This is a genomic window from Streptomyces sp. RLA123, from assembly GCF_056270165.1.
On the sequence record NZ_JBWDOR010000003.1, the window covers coordinates 7,582,239 to 7,602,441 of the forward strand.

A 20,203-nucleotide genomic window follows, 5' to 3' on the forward strand; every position below is an offset into this window, starting at 1 on the left:
GCTGGGTGATGCGGGTGGGGGCAGGTGTTCAGGGGCCGTCCCATGTGACGGGCATGTACTCGGGACCGCGCAGGAGCACGCCCGACTTCCACGCGATGGACTCCTCCCCCTCCGCGAACCGCAGGCCGGGCAGCCTCCCCAGCAGGGAGGCGAGGGCCACCTGCAGCTCCATCCGGGCCAGTTGGGCGCCGAGGCACTGGTGGGGTCCGTGCCCGAAGCCGACGTGCGAGGCCTCCTCGCGCCCCAGATCGAGCCGGTCGGGGTCGGTGTACACCGACGCGTCGCGGTTGGCGGAGACGGCGGCGACCACGACGGCCTCCCCGGCCCGCACCGTGCCGCAGCTCAACTCGACGTCCTCCGTCGCGTAGCGCGGCATGCCGGCGCCGTTGCCCAGAGGCACGAACCGCATCAGCTCCTCGACTGCCTGCGGCACCAGGCCGGGATCCGCGCGCAGCGCCTGCAGTTGCCGGGGGTGGGTGAGCAGGGTGTAGACGAAGTTGGGGATCTGCGTGGCCGTCGTCTCGTGGCCCGCGACGAGCAGCGCGATGGCCAGGACCACCAGTTCCTGCTCCGAGAGCCGGTCCTCCTCGTCCCGGGCGGCGACGAGCGAGCTGAGCAGGTCGTCCCCGGGCGCGGGCCCGCCCCGGCGCCGGGCGATCAGACCGGCCATGTACTCCACGAGCTGCCGGGTGCAGTCCTCGACCTGCTCGGTGGTGAACTTCGTGGTGGACAGCAGGGCGTCCGACCACCTCCGGAACGCGGCGCGGTCCTCGTAGGGCACGCCGAGCAGTTCGCAGATCACGGTGACCGGCAGCGGCAGGGCGAAGTCCTCGACGAGGTCGGCCGGGGCACCCTTGGTGATCATCGCGTCGAGCAGGCCGGCGGCGATCTGCTCGGTGCGGGCCCGCAGCCGCTCGATGCGGCGTGCGGTGAACGCCTTCGCGACGACCCGGCGCACCCGGGTGTGCTCGGGCGGGTCGAGTTCCAGGATGCTGCCGGGCAGACCCCGTCCGGGCCGCATACGGGGCTCGTCGCGGCGGGCGGCCTCGGCCCGGCTGAACCGCGGGTCGCCCAGAACGGTCCTGACGTCCTCGTACCGCGTGACGAGCCAGGCGGCCTCGCCGTACGGGAAGCGGACCCGGCACATCGGCTCGCTGTCGCGCAGTTCGGCGAACAGCGGGTCCACGGTCAGCCGGTCGGCTGCGCTGAAGGGAAACGTCCTCGGTTCGGTGACGGCCATGGCGACTCCTGCGCTGAGGGGAGGGCGGGGGTGAGCGGGTGCCGAGAGCCCTTACGGCGGCCCGGGCGGCGGTTGCAGCGCGGGCCCGAGCAGATGGCAGAGATCGTCCGCGAGCAGGTCCAGCGGGTCGGCGGTGCCCACCTGCAGACCGCCGGCGATCCACGTGGTCAGGAACGAACCCGTCTGGAGGGCGGCCATCAGCGCCCGCTGCCGGGCCTCCCCGCGGGGCACCCCCCGCCAGCGCGGGGCGTCGTGTGTCAGCAGGTCCACGTACCGTTCGTGCGCGGCCACGTAGCGGTCCCGGACGCTCCCGTCGTCACCGGCCGCCGACGGCGTGGCGGCGAAGAGCACCCGGATCGTCGGGGCAAGCGTCCGCCACTGGGCCGCCGCGCGGTCCAGCCACGCACGCACGGTGGCCCGGTTCCACTCCGGCACGGCGGCGAGATCCGCGTAGAGCTCGTCGGCGACCGAGTACACCCGGTCGGACAGCGCGGCGATGATCGCGGCCTTGCCGCCGAAATGCGCGTAGACCGTGGCCCGGGTGACGCCGCTCGCCGCGGCGATGTCCTCCATCGTGGCGTGCACGAACGATGTCGTGGCGAAGACGGTGACCGCTCCGTCCAGCACCCGGTCGCGGGTCAGGCCCCGCTGCTGCTCGCGCAGACTCGGCCGCGGTCCGCGGCCGGCCGGACGCGGTGCGTCCAGGGCGGTCGTGGAACGGTCGGCGGGCTGCTTGCGGCGCTCCATGGAGTAAGCGTACAAAATGCCGCAAGCCTTGACATATTGTGCAGCCCCGTTCGGGGTTCCCCGCGCCGCCGTCCCTCCCTCCGCCGACGGCGAACGGCCCCGCGCCGGCCGACCCTCACCGGGGCCGGGGCGGGGCCGCGCCGGTCAGGTCACTCCGCGGCGTCGATGGTGGGCCGGCGCAGCTGAACCTCGGCGCCCGCCTGCTTGAACGACTCCGCGGACACCGGCACGAGCACCGCGTCGCGGTGGAAGTCCCGCAGGTTCGTCGACCCGCAGCTGATCACCGTCGAGGTGAGCTTGGCCCGAGTCCGTTCCACGTTGTCGTACAGGCTCCCGGCGTAGGGCACATAGCCGTCGACGCCCTCTTCGAAGACCATCTGCCCGCGCTGACCGTAGCGGGCCGCGTTCTGCGCGCGCCGCGAGCCCTCACCCCAGTACTCCTTGTACCACTGGCCGCCGATCTGAAGCTTCCGCGACGGACTCTCGTCGAGCCGGGCGAAGTAGCGGCCGAGCATGATGAAGTCCGCCCCCATCGCCAGCGCCATCGCCATGTGCGAGTCGTTGAGCAGGCCCCCGTCGCAGCACAGCGGCACGTACACCCCGGTCTCCTGTGCGTAGACGTCGCGTGCCTCGACCACGTCGAGCAGCGCGGAGGCCTGCCCGCGGCCGATGCCCTTCTGCGCCCTGGTGGTGCAGATGGCGCCGCCGCCGATCCCGACCTTCACGAACGCCGCGCCCGCGTCGGCCAGGTAACGGAAGGCCCGGCCGTCCACGACGTTCCCCGCACCGACGAAAACGTCGTCACCGTAGGCTTCCCGGGCGAATTCGAGGGTCTTCGCCTGGTACACGGAATAGCCGTCGGAGGAGTCCAGGCACAGCACATCCGCGCCGGCCTCCACCAGAGCGGGAATCCGGTCCTTGAAGTCACGGGAATTGAGACCGGCGCCCACCCGCAGACGCTTGTCGCCGTCAACGGTCGCACGGTGATACGTCTTATGGGCCTGATAGTCCCTCTTGAGGACCAAGGAGACGACCCGGTCGTCCTCGAGCACCGGCAGAACGTCCAAGTGGTGATGCCAGATCAGCTCGTTCGCCTCGGACAGCGAGACCGAGGCCGGCGCGGTGACCAGGCGGTCACGGCCCCGCATCCGGTTGAGCGCGGTCTCGGAGGCTCCGTGACGCTCCAGATGGAAGTCGTCGAGGCTGATGACCCCGAGGAACTCCCCGTCCGGCTCCCCGCTCCCCGTGACCACGGCGACGCCCTGCTCGGTGTCGGCCAGGAGCAGGGCGACCTCGCCGAGCGGCGTCTGCGGAGCCACGGTGACGTCGCTGGTCCGGAAGCCGGCCTTGTGCCGCTTCACCGACAGCACGTCCGCGGCCTGGTCCTCGATCCGCTGGTTCTGGTGGATGAACGACAGCCCGCCGGCCTGCGCCAGCGCGACCGCCAGCGCCGGTGACGACACCGCCTGCATGATGGCGCTCACCATGGGGGTGGCGATCCGGATTCCCGGCTCCTCGCCGACCCGGTGGCGCACCAGCGGCGCCCCGAGATCCACATTGTCCGGCGTGCAGTCTTCAGTGGTCAGGCCCGGAATGAGGAGGAACTCACTCAACGTGCGGGAGATCTCGGGAAGGATTCTCATGTCGTCTCCAAGAAGGAGCCTGCACCGATCACCGACAGATCGGCAAGGCTCGTACGGGCAGAGCGGATCGACGCCGGCCGGTGGCGCACTATCGGAAGAACGCGCTCCGGACATCCTGAGAGCGGGCACACCCGGCGGAGCGGTGCTCGCACGCGCGGCCGAATCGGCAGCGAGGGCACGGCAGATCCGCATCCGCACAGTGCTGCACTGGCGCTGACTTCCATCACGCCATACGGCACCGTACCGCACTGCCCGTCGGCGATTTCCCACCTCGGTTTGGCGCGTTGAGGTGGGGCACGGGGATCGCCGGGGCGATACCTCCCCGGCTGCCGGATGACGCCGGGCCGCGAGGCCGGCGACGGTGCGCAGTGCTGATGGTGGGCACCGGCGGGCATGCCCGTGGCCGCCTACCGGCTGGGATGTCCCGGCCCTCTGCATGGTGCTCATGGCGTTGGCCGGCCCTGTCAAGGGCGAACTCCGGGCACGGCCGGGGGAGACGACGATGCGCTGTGCGCGGCGGCGGACGCGGTGGGCAGGGCCGTGCCGGACGAGCAGCTCCGGTTGCTGCAAACCGCCTACTGCGTTGCGGAGTTGAGGTCCACGACGTTCTGCGGCTCAGGCGTCGTGCCCGAGACCGCGATCGGGTGCGCTCATGTCCCCGGTTCCGGGGGTGCCGTCGGCGAGCCCGTAGCGCAGGTGCACGGTGCCCTGGGGGCCGGTCGCCGGGGGTTCGAGGAGTGTGAGGTTCGTGGGGACCGCGCCGCCGTCGAACACCTTCTTCCCGACGCCGAGCACGATCGGGTGCACCCAGAGGCCGAGGCGGTCGAAGAGCTTCTCGCGCAGGAGGGTCTGCACCAGGTTCAGGCTCCCGACGACCTTCACGTGCTGGTGCCGCTCGCGGACCTCGCGCACCGCGACGGCCAGATCCGGGCCGAGGTGCGTGGATCCGTCCCATGAGAGGTCGGGCCTGCCGCGGGAGGCCACGTACTTCGGGACGCTGTTGAAGAGCGTGGCGATCCCGCCGTCCTCGCCGCCTTTCTGGTGCGGCCAGTAGGCCGCGAAGATGTCGTACGTCCGCCGGCCGAGCAGGAGGGCGTCCGTGCCCTCGTACGCGGCACCGACCTGCGCCCCGGTGGCCTCGTCCATCAGGGGCGCCTGCCAGCCGCCGAACGGGAACCCCGCCGGGTCCTCGTCGGGGCCGCCGGGCGCCTGCCCGACGAGGTCGAGGGTGGCGAACAGCTCGATGTGGATGAGGCCCATGCCGTGCTCCCGGTGAGTCGGTTGTCCCGTTCGGCAGGTAGACCCATGGGCGCCGGCGGACTCATCGCCGCGGCGGCTCCCGCTTCGAAGTCGTCGACGCGCCCGATCACCCCGCCGCGTCGGGCGTGCGCACCGCCAGGAAGGCGACGTCGTCGTCGTTGTCCGCGGGGCGGACCTGCTCCAGGAGCGTGTCGCTGAAGGAGTCCAGAGCGCGGCGGGCGAGGGAGGCGGCGTGTTTGCCGAGCAGGTCCAGACCGTGGTCGAGCGAGTGGCTGGGGGATTCGATGAGCCCGTCGGTGTAGAGCATCAGCGTCGACCGGGGCGGCAGGGTGACGACGGCGTCCCGGCGCGGTTTGGTGCTGCCCGTGCCGAGGAGGATCCCGTGCGCGTCGGTGAGGTAGCGGGCCCGGCCGTCGTGGGTGATCAGCAGGGGCGGCGGGTGGCCCGCATTCGTCCAGTGCAGCTGCCACAGTCCGTCGTCGCAGGTCAGCCGGGCGAGCAGCATCGTGGCCATGGGGACCTCGGCGATGTGCATGACGGCCCGGTCGAGCTGGGTGACGACGGCGCTGGGGCTCTCCGGCTGCGACCAGGCGAAGGCACGCAGCATGTTGCGGAGCTGTGCCATGCCGCTCGCCGCCTCCAGGTCGTGCCCGACGACATCGCCGATGGCCAGGGCCGTCGCCCCGTCGGCGAGCGGGAACGCGTCGTACCAGTCGCCCCCGACCTGCGAGGCGTCCGGGGCGGGCACGTAGCGGGCCTTCATCTCCAGTCCCGGCACGGTCGGCATCTGCGGCAGCAGATGGCGCTGCATCGTCTCGGCGACCTTGCGCTGCCGCTGGTACAGCCGCGCGTTGTCCAAGGCCAGGCCGGCCCGGCGGGAGAGGTCCTCCAGCAGCGGAAGGTCGGCCGCGGTGAAGGCGTCCGGTCGCAGTGAGCGCCCCAGCGTCAGGGCGCCGAGCACGTCCCGGAGTCCGCGGACGGGGGCGATGGCCGCCGAGTGCATGCCGGTTGCCGTGAAGAGCCGTTGCTGCTCGACCGCGATACCCGAGTCGGGCGGCCCCTGGTAGGTCGAGGGGCCGGCCAGGGCGGAGGCGGCACCGCGCAGCGCGCGCGACAGCGGCATCGGGGATTCCTGGGGCACGGGCGGCATGGGGCCCTGGAGATCCGTGCGCTCGATCAGGACGCCGTTCTCGTGCTGCACGACCAGCGCGCGCCGCACCTCGTCGCCCTCCGTCAGCAGGTCCACGACCGCCCAGTCCGCGAGCCGGGGCACGGTCAGGGCCGCCAGCCGCCGCAGGGCCTCGTCCACGTCGAGCGTCGAGGTGAGCCCCGTGGTCGTCTCCGCCAGCAGCGTGAGGCGATCGAGTTCGGAGAGCGGCGGGACCGCCGTGCCGGCGCCGCGCGGCTCGGCGGCGGGCTGCCGCACCTCGTGCAGCAGTACCAGCGCCCCCGTGGTCCCCGGCGTGAGCGAGTAAGGCGTGGTGAGCCAGGCCAGTCCCAGCAGCGTGCCGTCGGCGCAGGCGAACCATCCCAGGTCGCTCTGCGTGGTGGTCCCGGTGAGGAGCGCGTCCCGCATCCGGCAGCGGGAGCGGGGCAGGGGGTGCCCGTCGCTGTCCCGGTGCAGCAGGTCGTGGGCGTCCCGCCCGGCGAGTTCCCCGGCGGACTTCCGGAACAACCGCCGGGCTCCGGCGTTGGCCGCGACGATCCGCCCCTCGCCGTCGACGACGAGGGCGGACGCCCCGATGCTCTCCAGGTCGAGGACCGGGGCCGGGGGGCCGTCCGGAGTGCGCGACCCGAGCACGGGCGGGAGATCCGCCGGGGACGCTGCGGCTTCCATGCCCCTCCTCGAACGGTCGGAGACCTGTGCGGTGCATACCTGCCCCACCAGGATCACATGCCCCCACAAGGCGGGCCTACCGCGAACGGCGCATTCCCGCCACGCGAACGGGTCGGTGATCGCGGCGGCGGCACCGACTCCGTGCCGTCCGGCGCCCGTTCGCCCACTCCCGGGCCCCTCGCGGGACAGCCGGGATCGTGGCCGGCCGACGCACTAGGCTCCGGGGATGCCGATCCCCAGCCTCGCGCGCATCCGTGCCCTGCACGAGAAGTACGCGCCCAGTGCCGAGGCCTTCGACCTGGTGTTCACGCACTGCGAGATCGTGTGGGGCATCGCGGAACAATTGCTGCCCGCGTCGGGCGGCGACGCCGTGGACGCGGAACTGGTGCGCGCGGGATGCCTCCTCCACGACATCGGCGTCTACCGTCTCTTCGACGACGACGGCCGCCTGGACCACGGGGGATATGTGCGCCACGGCCTTCTCGGCCATGACCTCCTCGCCGCCGAGGGCATCCCCGAGGCGCTGTGCCGGTTCTGCTCCTGCCACACCGGCGTCGGCATCACCGCGGCGGACGTGCTGGCACAGGGGCTGCCCCTTCCCCCGGCGGACTACGTGCCGGTGACGCGCGAGGAGAGGCTGGTGATGTACGCGGACAAGTTCCACACCAAGGCGTCCCCGCCGCGCTTCCTGTCCTTCCCCGTCTACGCCGAACAGGCCCGCCGGTTCGGCGAGGACAAGGCCGCCGCCTTCCACGCCCTGCGCGACGAGTTCGGCGAACCCGATCTCGTCCCGCTCGTGGTGGCCCACGGGCACGCTTTGGCGGAACCGCACTGACGAGGCGTCAACTGTCAGTGTCGGCGGCTGCCTGACGGGCCGTCGGCGGCGCACGTGCGGGCGTACCGTTCCGGGGCGTACGCCGTTCCGTGGGCCGGAACGTGCGTCACCCGGCCGGTACGGGTAACACGGCACCCATGGGGACCGAAAGCGAGCCGGAGAGCCGCCCGAAAGGCGGCGGCCTCCGCCTGCTGCTGCTTCTGCCCGTGCAGTCGGCAATGCTGGTGGCCCTGGGACTGCTGGTCTCCGGCCCGTTGGCCGGTCGGTGGCCGCTCGTGGCGGAGGACGGCGTCGACCGGTTCCTGGCGGCGCACCGCACGGCCGCGGGCGACGCGGTGGCGCAGTGGCTGTCATGGGTCGCGGGCACGCAGGGCGTCGTCGGCCTGACGCTCGTCTGCGTCGTGGCGCTGCTCACGCTGCCGGGCACTCCGCGCCGGCGCGAAGCGCTGTTCCTCGGGGGCGCCGTCGCCGCGCAGTCGGCGGTCTTCCTCCTGGTCACCCTCTGCGTCAACAGGCCACGGCCGCAAGTGCCCCACCTCGAGGCGGCGCCGCCGACCTCCAGCTTTCCGTCCGGCCACGCGGGCGCCGCGCTCGCACTGTACGGAGGACTCGCCGTCCTGGCGGCCCAGCGGCTGCGCGGTCCCTGGCGGCGCGCGGCGGTCGTGGCGCTGCCGCTCGTCCCGGTCGCCGTGGCGGTGGCGCGGCTCTACGGCGGGATGCACCACCCCAGCGACGTCGTCGCGGGACTCCTGTGCGGCCTCTGCACCCTGACCGTCATGAGCCGGGCGCTGCTGCCGCCGTCCCGCGCACGGGCGGGCCCGGCGCACGTCCCGGGCCGGGTCGTCGACCGCGGCCGCCGTGCCGTCGTCGTCCGGCATCCCCGCGCCTGCCCCGACCATCTTGCCGACCAGGTGCGGGCGGTCCTGCTGCGGCAGGGCTACACCGAGCAGCGGTGGACCTCCACCACGGCGCGGCTCCCCAGCGGCGAACTGGCCTCGCTGGCCGCGCGGGACACGTCCCTGGTCGTGGTCTGCGGAGGCGACGGCACCGTGCGCGCGTGCGCGGACCACCTGGCCGGGACGGACACCGCGCTGGCCGTCGTGCCCTGCGGCACGGGCAATCTGCTCGCCCGAAACCTGCGCCTGCCCACGGACCCCGCCCTCGCCCTGGAACGGGCACTGACCGGCGACCGGGTCGGCATCGACGTGGGCCGGCTGCACGGGGACGGACTGCCCGCCACATCCTTCACCGTCATGGCGGGCGCCGGCTTCGACGCCGCCATGGTCCGTGACGCCTCGGTGCGGCTCAAGGCGCGCCTGGGCTGGAGCGCCTACGTCCTCTCGGCCGTCCGGCACCTCACCGACGCGCCGATGCGGCTGTCGATCCGGCTGGACGACGGGCCCGCCCTGCACCGCACGGCGCTGATGGTGGTCGTCGGCAACGTCGGCACCCTGCAAGGCGGAGTGCCGCTGCTGCCCGGGGCACGCGTGGACAGCGGCCGGCTGGACATGGTGCTGCTCAACCCCCGGGGTGCCGCCGGGTGGGCGGCCGTCGCGGGCCACCTCGCGGTCGGCATGGTGCCCCGCCGCCCGGAGCGTTCCGCCGGCGCCGCGCCGTACGGGCCGGTGGCTCGCGGGGCCCTGGAGTACTTCCATGCCGAGCGGATCGATCTGTGTTTCGCCGTGTCCCAGCCCCGTGAACTCGACGGCGACGTCGTCGCCGACGGCACCCGGCTCACCGCAGAGGTCCGGCCCGCGGCACTGCGGATCTGTCTGCCCGAGGCCGCCCGTATCGGCGGTTACGGCCCGGGGCGCAGCGGCGCGGCCGTGGCCGCGGGCGGCTGAATTGCCGTCCGTGGTGCGCCCCGTGGCCGTCCCGCACTTCGAACTACCCTTTCCGGCATGGCGATGTTCGTGCACCTGACCCCGGCGGCGAACGCGCCTCGCATCCTGCGGTCCGGGATCCGCGCCGGCGGCGGGCGAGGCGGCGCGCGCGGGGTGTACTGCTTCCCGGTGCTGGCGTCGTACACCCTCACCCACCAGTGGCTGCGGGAGCTGGCCCGGTCCGGGACCCGGGGAGGGCTGGTGGCCGTTCACATCCGCCTGGCTGACGACGAGCCGGTACTGGCCGGGCACTACGCGGACCGGGCGCGGGGCGTGGAGTCCGCCGTCACCGCGGCCGAGGCGGTGCGCCGGATCGCCGCAGCGACGGACCCCCGGGGGTGGGAGGTGTTCGTGCCGCGCGCGATCCGCCCGCGGGAGGTGCACCGCACGCGCACCGCGCCCCAGGTGGCGGGCTGGCGCTATTGGCCCGACGCGCACGGGACGCGTCCGTGCACCTGCTTCGGTTGCCGGGTGCGTGGCGAATACGGGTCGCGGCGCCTGCGCGAACGGATGCCGCATCCGCTGGACGGTCCGGCGCCGCCGGTCCCGGTCCTGCTGGCCACGGTCGCGGCGGCCGGCGATCCCGGTGACCCGGTCGTCCTGCGGGAGACGCTGCACTGGTTCGGGATGCGCCGGCGCGGTCCCCTCGCGCAACTGCGCCGGCTCGCCGCGCACCCGGACCCGGGGGTGCGGGAGGACCTGGTGTGGGCGGTCGCCCGCTGGGCCACCCCCGGGGTCGCCGAGCTGCTGGACGGCCTCGCGGGCGACCCGCACCCGGAGGTCCGTGAGGCCGTCGGGGCGGTCCGCGGCGCCGATTGAGCAGCCGACGCCAGTGCCCGCCGGGCGCGGCGAAGGCCGCTGCCCGGGCCCGGTGGCGTGGGGCATGGTTCGGTGCCTTACTGGATGACATGCGTGTCACCTGCCCCTTGTTCCTCGTCCGCCGCACGTACGGATCGTGCGGACGGCAGGGCGCGGCCACGATCCCCACCACGGTCCGGCTCCTGCGCGGGATGCTGCGGGGAGCGGCCGCGGGGGCCGCCGGGTGCACGGCCCTGGACACGGTCGGCTACCTGGACATGGTGCTGCGGGGCCGGGGCGCCAGCAGCACCCCGGAGGTCACGGTCGAGCGGCTGTCGCAGGTGGTGCGCGTCCCGGTCCCCGGGACGCCCGACGTCCGCGGGAACCGCATCGCCGCCTTGGGCCCGCTCACCGGTATCGCCGCCGGCGTCGGCATGGGGGCCACGCTGGGTCTGGCCACCGCCGCCGGCTGGCGGCCGGGCAACGCCGTGCTCACCGCGACGGCGGGAGCCCTGTGCCTGATCGGCACCAACGGCCCGATGACCGTGCTGCGCGTGACCGATCCCCGCACCTGGTCCGGGTCCGACTGGGCCGCCGACCTCGTCCCGCACGTCGCGTACGCACTGGTCGCGGCGGCGGTGCTCAGGGGCCTTGCCCCCGCATCCTCCGGGAGCGTCCCGCCCCGCGGACCGCAGTGGTGGTGTGACGCCGTACGCCTGCGGTTCACCCCTTGAGGATGTTCACCGACCGCGCGACCACCAGGGCGAGGGTCAGCAGCGAGACCATGGCCTGGAAGGTCATCAGCAGTTTGGCCCAACGGGACATCGGCATCGTGTCGGTGGGGCTGAAGGCGGTCGCGTCGGTGAAGGACACGTACAGGTAGTCGGCGAAGGCCGGTTCCCACTCCTGGTGCACCGGGTCCGGGCTCTGCATCTGCGGGAAGAGGAAGTCCGGGGTGTCCCTCACCCCCGTGGCGCGGGCGACCGGCCCGCCGCGGTCCCATTCCCAGTACCACAGGGCGAAGACGATGATGTTGGTCACCCAGATGGACGCGGCGCCCAGCAGGAGCGCCTGCGCGTCGCTCACCTCGGTTCCGCGCACCAGGTGCTGAATCAGCCGGACCGCCGACCAGCCGTTGGCCACGCTGACCGCGGCGGCCAGCGTCAGCCCTCCGGCGCGCAGCAGCGGCCCCATCCGCCGGGCGCGGGAGGGGGTGGCCGGCAGCAGTGCGACCAGCAGCAGGAGTTCCAGCCCCGGCAGGAGCCACCGCGGATGGATGGCCAGGCGTTCCGGCAGCACCAGCTGAAGGACGATGGCGATCAGCACCGCCACCGACACCGCCCCTCGCCCCTCCACCCGCGTGTGGCGGCGCCAGGCCGGCTCCGCGGCGGTCCCCTCCGGGGACGTGGTGAGCAGTTCCTCGATCCGCGTCAGCCGCTGGTGCACGGCCCTCAACTCATCGTTCACGGAGTCAGTGTGGGGCCCGCCGCACGAATGGCCGCAGCGGACACCCCCTCCGGCCACCGGACGTCGGCGGCGTCCGAGGACGCCGTACGGCCGTCAGCGCGCCTGCCTGACCCGCTCCAGGTAGCCGACGAGTCCGGCCATCCGCTCCGCGGGCCAGGGCAGGCCCCTGCTGAGGTCGGCGCCGCGGTCCTGCCACATCCGCCGCGCGGAGTCCTCCGTACGGTCGCCGCCGGTGTGGAAGGCGGACCCGATTTCGTCCCACGCCGCGACGAGTCGCCGCACCCCGGGGTCGTCCACCGCGGTGCCGGCGTCGAGATGGGCGAGGAGTTCCTCGACGAGGCCGGTCCAGCGAGTCCGCGCCGCCTCGACGGCCGCCGGTCCGAGCTCGGCCCGGCGCCGGGCCAGTTGGTCCTGCTGTTCCTGAGTGAAGTAGCCGTCCAGCACGGAGATCATCTCCAAGGTCGTCATGAACTGGTCCGGATCGGGCGCCGATTCACCGTCGAGCTGCCGCAGGAGCCCGCGGACCTGCTCGGTGATCTGCGCGATCCGTTCGCCCTGCCGCTGGAGCTCCTCCAGTTGGGCGCCCAGCACCGCGCGCATCGCCGGGAGGTCGTCCGGTGCGCCGTCCACCACGTCGCCGATCTCCTCCAGGGACAGGCCCAGGGTCCGCAGCGCCCGTACGCGGTACAGGCGGTGCAGGTCGCGCCCGGTGTAGCGGCGGTGCCCCGAACCGGTGCGCTCGCTCGCACGCACCAGGCCGATCTCGTCGTAGTGGTACAGCGTCCGCACGGTGACGCCGCCGGCCCTGGCCAGCTCGCCGATGCTCCACCGGGGTCCGGTGGTGTCGTTCCCGATCACGTCCGCAACGCTACGACCTCCCGTCACGGGAGGGGCAAGCCCCTCGGGGCACGGCCGCGGGGCCCTCCCGGAAGAGGGCCCCGCCGGGTGGGCGTGGGGTCAGTCGCGGGACAGTTGCCCGTCGGTGAGCCGCCACAGCCCCAAGGGGTTGCCGGCGGACAGCGCCTCGGGCAGCAGCGCGTCCGGGAAGCCCTGGTAGGTGACCGGCCGCAGGAAGCGGTCGATCGCGGTCATGCCGACCGAGGTGAAGCGGCTGTCGGTCGTGGCCGGGAAGGGGCCGCCGTGGACGGTGGCGTGCGCGACCTCCTGCGGGTGGGCGAAGGCGTTCACGACGATCCGGCCGGTGCGCCGCTCCAGGACCGGCAGCAGGCGCGCCGCGTGCGCGTGGTCGGGCTCGTCGATGTGCATCGCGGCCGACAGCTGGCCGCGGAAGCTCCGGGCCACCTCCAGGAGCTGGTCCATGCCCGTCAGCCGGACCACGACGGCGGACGGTCCGAAGACCTCCCCGGCCAGCGCGGGTTCGGCGAGGAAGCGGTCGCCGTCGACCTCGAGCAGCCGCGAGCGGCCCTCCCAGGTGCCCTGCGGGTCCGGACCCTCCACCAGCGTCGTGGCCCCGGCGTCGCGCAGCCGATGGGCGCCCCGCTCGTAGGCGTCGTGGATGCCCGGCGTCAGCATGGTCCGCGCGTGCATCGCGCCGACGCGCGCTGCGGCCGCGTCACGCATCGCGGCGTAGCCCGGGCCGTCGATCGCGAGCAGGAGGGCCGGCTTCAGGCATGCCTGGCCGACGTTGACGAGCATGCGCTCGGCGAAGCCGTCGCCGACCTCCGCGCCGCGGGCCGCGAGCGCCGAGGGCAGGACGAAGGTCGGGTTGACACTGGTCATCTCGGCGAAGACCGGGATCGGTTCGGGCCGCAGCTGGGCCCGCCGGTACAGCGCCATTCCGCCGGCCTCGGAGCCGGTGAAGGTGACCGCCTTGATCAGCGGGTGGTCCACCAGGGCCTCGCCGATCTCGTTGCCCGCGCCGCGGACCATGGAGAAGACGCCTTCGTGCAGTCCGCTGTCGGCGACGGCGCTGCGGATGGCACGGGCCTGCAGCTCGGAGGAGCCGGGGTGCGCGTTGTGGGCCTTGAGGACCACCGGGGCGCCCGCCGCCAGCGCGGAGGCGGTGTCGCCGCCGGCGACGGAGTACGAGATGGGGAAGTTGCTCGCGCCGAAGACGGCGACCGGGCCGATCGCGATCTTCTGCATGCGGTGGTCCGTACGCGGCCGCGGCTGCCGCCCGGGCTGTGCCGGGTCGACGGTGGCGTGCCGGAAACGGCCCTGCCGGACCACGTCGGCGAACTGCCGGAACTGGCCCGCGGCCTTGGCCGCCTCCGCCGAGAACTGGGCGGCGGGCAGGCCGGTCTCCAGCGCGGTGCGCTCGGCCAGTTCGCCGTTGACGGCGTCCAGCCGGTCCGCGATCAGTTCGAGGAAGGCGGCGCGCTCGTCGAGCCCGGTGCGGTTGTAGCTGTCGAAGGCCTCGTCGGCGAGGCGCGCGGCACGGTCCACCTCGGCCGCGCCGCCGAGCGCGAAGGGGGGCTCGATCTCCCGGCCGGTCGCGGGGTTCAGCGCCCGCATCGTGGCGCCGGTCGCCGGTACGGACGACGAGCCGATCAGCATGTCTCCGTTCAGTGCCAGGTCAGCCATGTCGGTGGGCTCCGTCCTCGAGTGCCAGGACCAGGTCCTGGGTGCTGGTGATGGCGTGGGCGAACGTGGGGCCGTTCAGCTCGTGGGCGGCGTGCATCATCTCCGGCAGGAATGCCGCCGTGGCGTCGCGGACGAGGGTGACGTGGTAGGCGAGCTCCATGGCGTAGCGGCCCGTGGACTCGATGCAGGTGTTGGCGAGCAGGCCGATCACGATGACGTGGGTGATGCCGCGCTGCCTGAGCCGGAAGTCCAGATCGGTGTTGGCGAAGCCGCTCTGCGCCCAGTGCTCCTGGACGACCACGTCACCGTCGGCGGGCCGGAAGTCCGGGTGGAACTCCCCGCCCCAGGTGCCCTGCGCGAAGGTGTGGCGCTCCTGCACGATCCGCTGGGTGGGATTGGGGTGGTCCCAGTCCTCGTAGTCGCCCTCCTGCCAGCGACGGTGGGGGACGAAGAAGACCGGCAGGTCCGCCCGGCGGCCCGCGGCGACGACGGCGCGCAGGTTGTCCAGCAGGCCGACGTCGGTGGCCACGGGTTCCAGGAGGGGCCAGACCTTGCCGCCGTCGGAGAGGAAGTCGTTGTAGGGGTCGACGAGGAGGACGGCGGTTCGGGTGGGGTCGTACGGGGTGGTCATGGGCGTGACTCCAAAAAGTGGAGGATACGTGTCATCCACAAATAGGATGACTCGCATCATCCAGACCGTCAAGGCCGCGGAACGCGCGGCACCGGGATCTGTATGATTGCCGTCATCCAGATTGCACCCGGAGCGCCTCATGGGCGAAGCGGGTCAGGAGAGCGAGGAGGCACGAAATGAAGCCCGATGAGCTGCGCGAGGCCCTGATCGGCGCGTGGCGCCTGGTGTCCTACAGGGCGATCGCGGTCGAGGGCGGCGACGTCGTCGAGCCCTTCGGGGCGCGGCCCCAAGGGCTGATCGTGTACACCCCCGGCGGCCATATGTCGGCCCAGATCATGCGTCCCGGCCGCCCCGCCTTCCGTGAAGGGCGCCTGGAGAGGGGCCTGCCGGGGGAACTGGCGGCCGCGGCTCTCGGCTACCTCGCCTACGGGGGGACCTACGAGGTGCCCGAGGACGATCTCGTGGTGCACCACGTGGGGCTGAGCCTGTTCCCCAACTGGGTGGGTGTGCCTCAGGTCAGGACCGTCGGATGGGAGGGCCCGAGGCTCCGTCTGGCCCTGCGTGAGCCCGCTCTCATCTGGGGTGCGCGGCGCGACGGCGTTCTCGTCTGGGAGCGCGTGCCGGGCGACGTGCCGTTCCCCGCATGAGCGTGGCGGTCAGGGTGTATGATGCCCGTCATCCACACTTGACCGGTGCAGCCTGAACGACATCCGGGAGGTCTTCAGATGGGTCACTCCCAGGCAGCAAAGGCGGAATCGCGCGAACGGGTCCTCAGGATCGCCGCCCGCCGTATCCGCGAGGAGGGCATGACCGCCCCGGGTGTCGCGGACCTGATGAAAGAGGCGGGTCTCACCCACGGCGGGTTCTACAAGCACTTCACGTCCCGCGAGGAACTCATGGTCCAGGCCGCGACCCTGGCCCTGGAGGACGGCGAGGCCAAGATGGCCGAGGCTGCCCGCCACGACCCCGAGGAACCGCGCACCGGACTGATCGACGCCTACCTCAGCGCGCGCCACCGTGACGCCCCCGGAACGGGGTGCGCCCTGGTGACGCTGGGTGCCGCGGCGGGCCGCGGCGTCGCCGAGATGAAGGACGCGTACGAGAAGCAGGTGCGCGGCTATCTGGAACTCATCGGCGAGGCCGCGCAGGGCGACGACCCCGAGGAGACACGGGCCGACGCCATGCTCACGCTGAGCGCCATGGTCGGCGCGATCTTGATGTCACGGGCGGTCGCCGACCCGCAGTTGTCCGACGAACTGCTGAAGACGGTCGCCGAGCAGCTCAAGCGCCCGGCCGCCACGGCCTGACCGGCCCGCCCCTGCCGGCCCGGGACGGTCAGCCGCCGGCGCCCACGCAGGTGTGCTCCCGTGCGCGCGCCAGGCCCCGTCGGTGCAGGGCGTCGAGCCGGTCCGCCGCCCGGGTGGCCGCGGCCCGAGCCATCAGGGCGGCGCACCGCTCACCGCCGGGACCCGGCCCGGCGGCCGCCAGGGCGCGCAGCAGTGCGGCGTCGACGCGGTCCAGCCGTGGCCTGACCGTCCGGGCCAGGTCGGGACGCGTCCGCGGACGCAGCGCGGGATGCCGTTCCCAGAACCGGTACAGACCCCGCTGCACCAGCTTGCCCGCTTCGATCTGATCGCTGAGCACCCGAGCGGCGAGGGCCGGGCTCACCCCGAGGGACGCCGCCTGTCCCATCGCCTCGGCGAGGATCCGGCGTTCGCGGGCGGGATCGTCGATGGGTTCGTGCGTGCCCCACTTGGCGGCCGCCACGCTGTCCGCCGTCGCCGGCCTCTCGGCGTAGAGCCGGACGAGCGCCGTGGGCCACGCGGACACGGACACGGACGCGGTCGTGGTCGCGGTCGCGGGGGAGGCGGGCGCGCAGAGGCCCAGTAGCAGTCCCGCCACCGCGACCGCGCCGCCTTTGCCAGGGGACGCAGTCACGGCCCGGCGGCCTCTCCCTCGTGCGGCTGCGGGTTCCTGATCAGGTTGGCCGCCCGTTCCGCCACGGCCAGCACGGTCGCATTGGGGTTGGCGGACACGATGGACGGCATGACGGAGGCGTCGGCGACGCGCAGACCGTCGACGCCGCGGACCCGCAACCGCGGGTCGACGACGGAACGGTCGTCGGAGCCCATGCGGCAGGTGCCCACGGGGTGGTAGTAGCTGCCGACGCCGTGCCGTACGTACGCCCGCCGCGCGGCCTCGTCGCGCACGTCGCCCCCGGGCAGGGCCTCCTCCCCGCGCCAGGCGTCCAGGGTGTGCTGCCGCCCGACGTCCCGTGCGAGCTCGACGCCCTCGGCCAGCCGGTCGACGTCCGACCGCTCGGCCAGCAAGCCGGCGTCGACGACGGGCGCGTCGCGGGGGTCGGCACCCGAGAGCCGGACGGAACCGCGGCTGTCGGGCGCCATGAGGCCCACGACGAAGCTGAAGCCGCCTTCCGCGGCGGTCAGCGGGGGAGGGGCGTACGACACGCTGAAGAAGAGGATCTGCAGGTCGGGCACGGTCGTCGAGTGGTCGCTGCACAGCGTCGCGGCCGCGTCGAACGCGGGGCCGGCGGGCGCGGGCAGGGCCCGTGCCGCACGGTAGTTGACGACGCAGACGGGATGGTCGTGCAGATCGGCCCCCACGCCGGGGGAGTCCACCGTGACGTCGATGCCCACGCGCCGCAGGTCGTCGGCCGGTCCGATGCCGGACAGCATGAGCAACTGGGGCGAGCCGATGGCCCCCGCGGCGAGCACGACCTCCGCGGCGACCGCCCGCTCGGTGCGGCCTTCGCGGTCGTATTCCACGCCGGTGCAGCGTCCCCGGTCGAGCAGGAGCCGCCGGACGAGCGTGTCCGCGAGCACGGTCAGGTTGGCCCGGTCCAGCACGGGCCGCAGATAGCCGTCGGCGGCGCTCTGCCGTACGCCGTCGACGATGTTGAGGTCCAGCCATCCGCCGCCCAGAGGATGCCGGCCGTTGATGTCGGTCGTGAGGCGGTGGCCCGCGGACTGCAGCGCGCCGAGGCAGGCGGAGGAGACCGGGTGCGCGACGGGCGCCGGCGCCACGCGCATGGGGCCCTGGGTGCCGCGGTACTCCGGATCGCGGCCCTCGGTGCGTTCGCTGCGCCGCAGGTACGGCAGCAGGCTCCGGTGATTCCAGCCGGTGGCGCCCGCTGCCTCCCAGGCGTCGTAGCCGGCCGCGTGCCCGCGCAGGTGGATCATCCCGTTGATGCTGCTCGACCCCCCGAGAGTCTTCCCTCGGGGATAGGGGATCACGGTCCGCTCGTCGTCGTGCCCCGCGACGGTGGTGGAGCATCCCCAGTCCATGTCGCCGCCGATCAGGCTCATCCACCGCGCGGGATCCGCGACGGCGTCGGACGTGTGCGCCGGGCCGGCCTCCAGAAGCAGCACCCGGGCGTGGGGGTTCTCGGACAACCGGGCCGCCAGCACGCATCCGGCGGTTCCTCCGCCGACGACGATGTGGTCGTATTCCGTCATCGCAGACCTCCTACATCACCGTATATGCGCCACAACCGGGACGAAAGCCCACTCGTCGCACCCGTATGCTTCCGCGCGGTGGACGTCACTCAGCCGGCATCGGTCGGTCACCTGATGTCGGAGTACTTCCAGCCGTAGGCGGGCCACCGCCGGGCGGAGGGGACTCGACGGCAGGGCGGACGCGGCGCCACCGCGGTCGGCGGCCCATGCTGGAGGGGAGCGAAGACCGTCCCAGGAGGATGTCCATGTCGGAAGCGCGAGCGAACCACCCGGGGCTCATCGTCCCGGTCGGACACGTGGAGCCGGTCCCGCGGCGCATTCGGGGAACCGTCGAGGGCCGGACGGTCCTCGACACCAGGAGTGCGCTGTACGTGTGGGAGTGGCCGGGCTATCCGCAGTACAGCATCCCCGTGGGTGACGTCGCCGAGGGCGCCCTGACCGACGAGGGCCGCACCGGAAAGCTCAGCCCGGGACCCGCGCGACGGCACGCGCTCCGCGTCGGATCGCAGGTCCGCGAAGGCGCCGCCTGGGTGTGGGAAGAGGGGGCCCCCGAGCGGCTGCTCGGCACGGCCCGCTTCCGGTGGGACGCCATCGACGCCTGGTACGAGGAGGACGAGCAGGTCTTCGTGCACCCCCGCAGCCCCTACACCCGCGTCGACGCCCTGCGGTCCTCCAGCCGCGTCCGCGTGGAGGTGGACGGGGTGGTCCTGGCGGACGCGCCGCACGCGGTGCTCCTGTTCGAGACGGGCCTGCCGACCCGCTACTACCTGGAACGCCCCTACGTCGACTGGACCGTGCTCGGTCCCGCGGACACGGTGACGGCCTGCCCCTACAAGGGGACGACCAGCGAGTACTGGTCGTTCACCTCGCGGACCGCCACCCACGCCGACATCGCCTGGGCCTACGACTTCCCCACCCCGCAGGTGGCGGCGATCGCCGGGATGGTCGCCTTCTACAACGAGCACGTCGACCTCTACGTCGACGGCTCCTTCGTGCCGCGGCCCGTCCCGGTCTCACGCGACGCGTGGCAGCGCTCGCACCAGGGCTGACCGGCCGGGTGCCTCACAGGGTCCGGAGGACGGCGACGACCTTGCCCAGGATCGTCGCGTTCTCGCCGGGGATCGGCGCGTACGCGGGATTCTCCGGGAGCAGCCAGACGTGGCCGTCCTCCTGCTTGAGGCGCTTGACGGTCGCCTCGCCGTCGAGCATGGCGGCGACGATGTCGCCGTTCTCCGCGGTCGGCTGCCGCCGCACCGTCACCCAGTCGCCGTCGCAGATCGCGGCGCCGAGCATGGAGTCGCCTGCCACCTTCAGCGCGAACAACTCGCCCTCGCCCACCACTTCCCGCGGCAGGGCGAAGACGTCCTCGACGACCTCCTCGGCCAGGATCGGCGCGCCCGCGGCGATCCGCCCGACCACCGGAACATAGGCGGCCGCGGGCATGTCCGCGGGCTCCGCGACGGCGGGCCCCTGCGGCGACGCGGACCGCACCCGGTAGGCCCGCGGGCGGTGCGGGTCCTGCTCCAGCACGCCCTTGCGCTGGAGCGCGCCCACCTGGTGGGCGACGGACGAGGTGCTGGCGAGCCCCACGGCCTGGCCGATCTCCCGCATCGACGGCGGGTAGCCGCGCTGGGCCACCGACTGCAGGACGGCCTCGACGATGCGGGCCTGGCGGGTGGTCAAGCCGTCCGGGCGCACTCTGTCGCCGGGCGGGCGGCCAGGCCCCGCTCCGCTGGTCGCGTCCATGCCGGTTCCTCCACGTGTGCCGATCTTGACCGTTGTGCCACCGTACCCCGCTGACCTGCCGGGACGGAACGGGGTGCGGGGATTTGCCCCGGGCGG

The 20,203-nt window shown here is 73.3% G+C and carries 19 protein-coding genes; 7 read left to right on the top strand and 12 right to left on the bottom strand.

Annotated features, from left to right (window positions below; genetic code table 11):
• Positions 1–28: 28 nt before the first annotated feature.
• The 5 genes from RV983_RS34740 to RV983_RS34760 form a co-directional block, all read right to left on the bottom strand.
• Complete coding sequence (locus tag RV983_RS34740; protein ID WP_475989686.1) at positions 29–1,240, bottom strand: cytochrome P450; 1,212 nt, start codon at positions 1,238–1,240, stop codon at positions 29–31.
• 51 nt (positions 1,241–1,291) lie between these two features.
• Positions 1,292–1,987, bottom strand: coding sequence for a TetR/AcrR family transcriptional regulator (locus RV983_RS34745; RefSeq protein WP_475989687.1), 696 nt, complete (start codon positions 1,985–1,987; stop codon positions 1,292–1,294).
• A 149-nt stretch (positions 1,988–2,136) separates the two neighbouring features.
• Positions 2,137–3,630, bottom strand: a complete 1,494-nt coding sequence (locus RV983_RS34750; RefSeq protein ID WP_475989688.1) for an IMP dehydrogenase — start codon at positions 3,628–3,630, stop codon at positions 2,137–2,139.
• 615 nt (positions 3,631–4,245) lie between these two features.
• On the bottom strand, positions 4,246–4,890 hold the full coding sequence (locus tag RV983_RS34755; RefSeq protein WP_475989689.1) for a dihydrofolate reductase family protein: 645 nt from the start codon (positions 4,888–4,890) through the stop codon (positions 4,246–4,248).
• 106 nt (positions 4,891–4,996) lie between these two features.
• Positions 4,997–6,727, bottom strand: a complete 1,731-nt coding sequence (locus RV983_RS34760; protein WP_475989690.1) for a PP2C family protein-serine/threonine phosphatase — start codon at positions 6,725–6,727, stop codon at positions 4,997–4,999.
• A 226-nt stretch (positions 6,728–6,953) separates the two neighbouring features.
• Here RV983_RS34760 and RV983_RS34765 point away from each other — a divergent pair, with 226 nt between their 5' ends.
• From RV983_RS34765 to RV983_RS34780, 4 genes are all read left to right on the top strand, one after another.
• Positions 6,954–7,562 (top strand): HD domain-containing protein, encoded by a 609-nt coding sequence (locus RV983_RS34765; protein ID WP_475989691.1) that lies wholly within the window; start codon positions 6,954–6,956, stop codon positions 7,560–7,562.
• Between the two features lie 137 nt (positions 7,563–7,699).
• Complete coding sequence (locus tag RV983_RS34770) at positions 7,700–9,406, top strand: bifunctional phosphatase PAP2/diacylglycerol kinase family protein (protein ID WP_475989692.1); 1,707 nt, start codon at positions 7,700–7,702, stop codon at positions 9,404–9,406.
• A 57-nt stretch (positions 9,407–9,463) separates the two neighbouring features.
• Positions 9,464–10,264 (top strand): HEAT repeat domain-containing protein, encoded by an 801-nt coding sequence (locus tag RV983_RS34775; RefSeq protein ID WP_475989693.1) that lies wholly within the window; start codon positions 9,464–9,466, stop codon positions 10,262–10,264.
• 89 nt (positions 10,265–10,353) lie between these two features.
• Positions 10,354–10,977, top strand: a complete 624-nt coding sequence (locus RV983_RS34780; protein WP_475989694.1) for a hypothetical protein — start codon at positions 10,354–10,356, stop codon at positions 10,975–10,977.
• Here RV983_RS34780 and RV983_RS34785 read toward each other — a convergent pair.
• The 4 genes from RV983_RS34785 to RV983_RS34800 all read right to left on the bottom strand — a co-directional run bounded on the left by RV983_RS34785 (position 10,967) and on the right by RV983_RS34800 (position 14,885).
• The gene (locus RV983_RS34785; RefSeq protein WP_475989695.1) at positions 10,967–11,710 is read right to left on the bottom strand and encodes a hypothetical protein; all 744 of its coding nucleotides are present in this window, start codon (positions 11,708–11,710) and stop codon (positions 10,967–10,969) included. The genes RV983_RS34780 and RV983_RS34785 overlap by 11 nt on opposite strands.
• 93 nt (positions 11,711–11,803) lie before the next feature.
• Positions 11,804–12,568 (bottom strand): MerR family transcriptional regulator, encoded by a 765-nt coding sequence (locus tag RV983_RS34790; protein ID WP_475989696.1) that lies wholly within the window; start codon positions 12,566–12,568, stop codon positions 11,804–11,806.
• 99 nt (positions 12,569–12,667) lie between these two features.
• Positions 12,668–14,254: an aldehyde dehydrogenase (NADP(+)) gene (locus RV983_RS34795; RefSeq protein WP_475989697.1), complete on the bottom strand. Its 1,587-nt coding sequence runs from the start codon at positions 14,252–14,254 to the stop codon at positions 12,668–12,670.
• The gene (locus tag RV983_RS34800) at positions 14,247–14,885 is read right to left on the bottom strand and encodes a cysteine hydrolase family protein (RefSeq protein WP_475989698.1); all 639 of its coding nucleotides are present in this window, start codon (positions 14,883–14,885) and stop codon (positions 14,247–14,249) included. The genes RV983_RS34795 and RV983_RS34800 overlap by 8 nt, the downstream gene beginning before the upstream one ends.
• 176 nt (positions 14,886–15,061) lie before the next feature.
• Here RV983_RS34800 and RV983_RS34805 point away from each other — a divergent pair, with 176 nt between their 5' ends.
• Both RV983_RS34805 and RV983_RS34810 read left to right on the top strand, forming a co-directional pair.
• Positions 15,062–15,532 carry a lipocalin-like domain-containing protein gene (locus tag RV983_RS34805; RefSeq protein ID WP_475989699.1) on the top strand — a complete coding sequence of 157 codons (471 nt, stop codon included), beginning with the start codon at positions 15,062–15,064 and terminating at the stop codon, positions 15,530–15,532.
• A gap of 78 nt (positions 15,533–15,610) precedes the next feature.
• A complete protein-coding gene (locus RV983_RS34810; RefSeq protein WP_475989700.1) occupies positions 15,611–16,192 on the top strand; it encodes a TetR/AcrR family transcriptional regulator in 582 nt (193 codons plus the stop codon).
• Between the two features lie 28 nt (positions 16,193–16,220).
• Here RV983_RS34810 and aroQ read toward each other — a convergent pair whose 3' ends face one another.
• Positions 16,221–16,823: a gamma subclass chorismate mutase AroQ gene (gene aroQ, locus RV983_RS34815; RefSeq protein ID WP_475989701.1), complete on the bottom strand. Its 603-nt coding sequence runs from the start codon at positions 16,821–16,823 to the stop codon at positions 16,221–16,223.
• The gene (locus RV983_RS34820) at positions 16,820–18,361 is read right to left on the bottom strand and encodes a GMC family oxidoreductase (protein ID WP_475989702.1); all 1,542 of its coding nucleotides are present in this window, start codon (positions 18,359–18,361) and stop codon (positions 16,820–16,822) included. Before RV983_RS34820 ends, aroQ begins: the two co-directional genes overlap by 4 nt.
• A 245-nt stretch (positions 18,362–18,606) precedes the next feature.
• Here RV983_RS34820 and RV983_RS34825 point away from each other — a divergent pair, with 245 nt between their 5' ends.
• Positions 18,607–19,410, top strand: a complete 804-nt coding sequence (locus RV983_RS34825) for a DUF427 domain-containing protein (RefSeq protein ID WP_475989703.1) — start codon at positions 18,607–18,609, stop codon at positions 19,408–19,410.
• A 13-nt stretch (positions 19,411–19,423) separates the two neighbouring features.
• Here the strand turns inward: RV983_RS34825 and lexA are convergent, their stop codons facing one another.
• On the bottom strand, positions 19,424–20,107 hold the full coding sequence (gene lexA, locus RV983_RS34830; protein WP_475989704.1) for a transcriptional repressor LexA: 684 nt from the start codon (positions 20,105–20,107) through the stop codon (positions 19,424–19,426).
• Between the last annotated feature and the right edge of the window lie 96 nt (positions 20,108–20,203).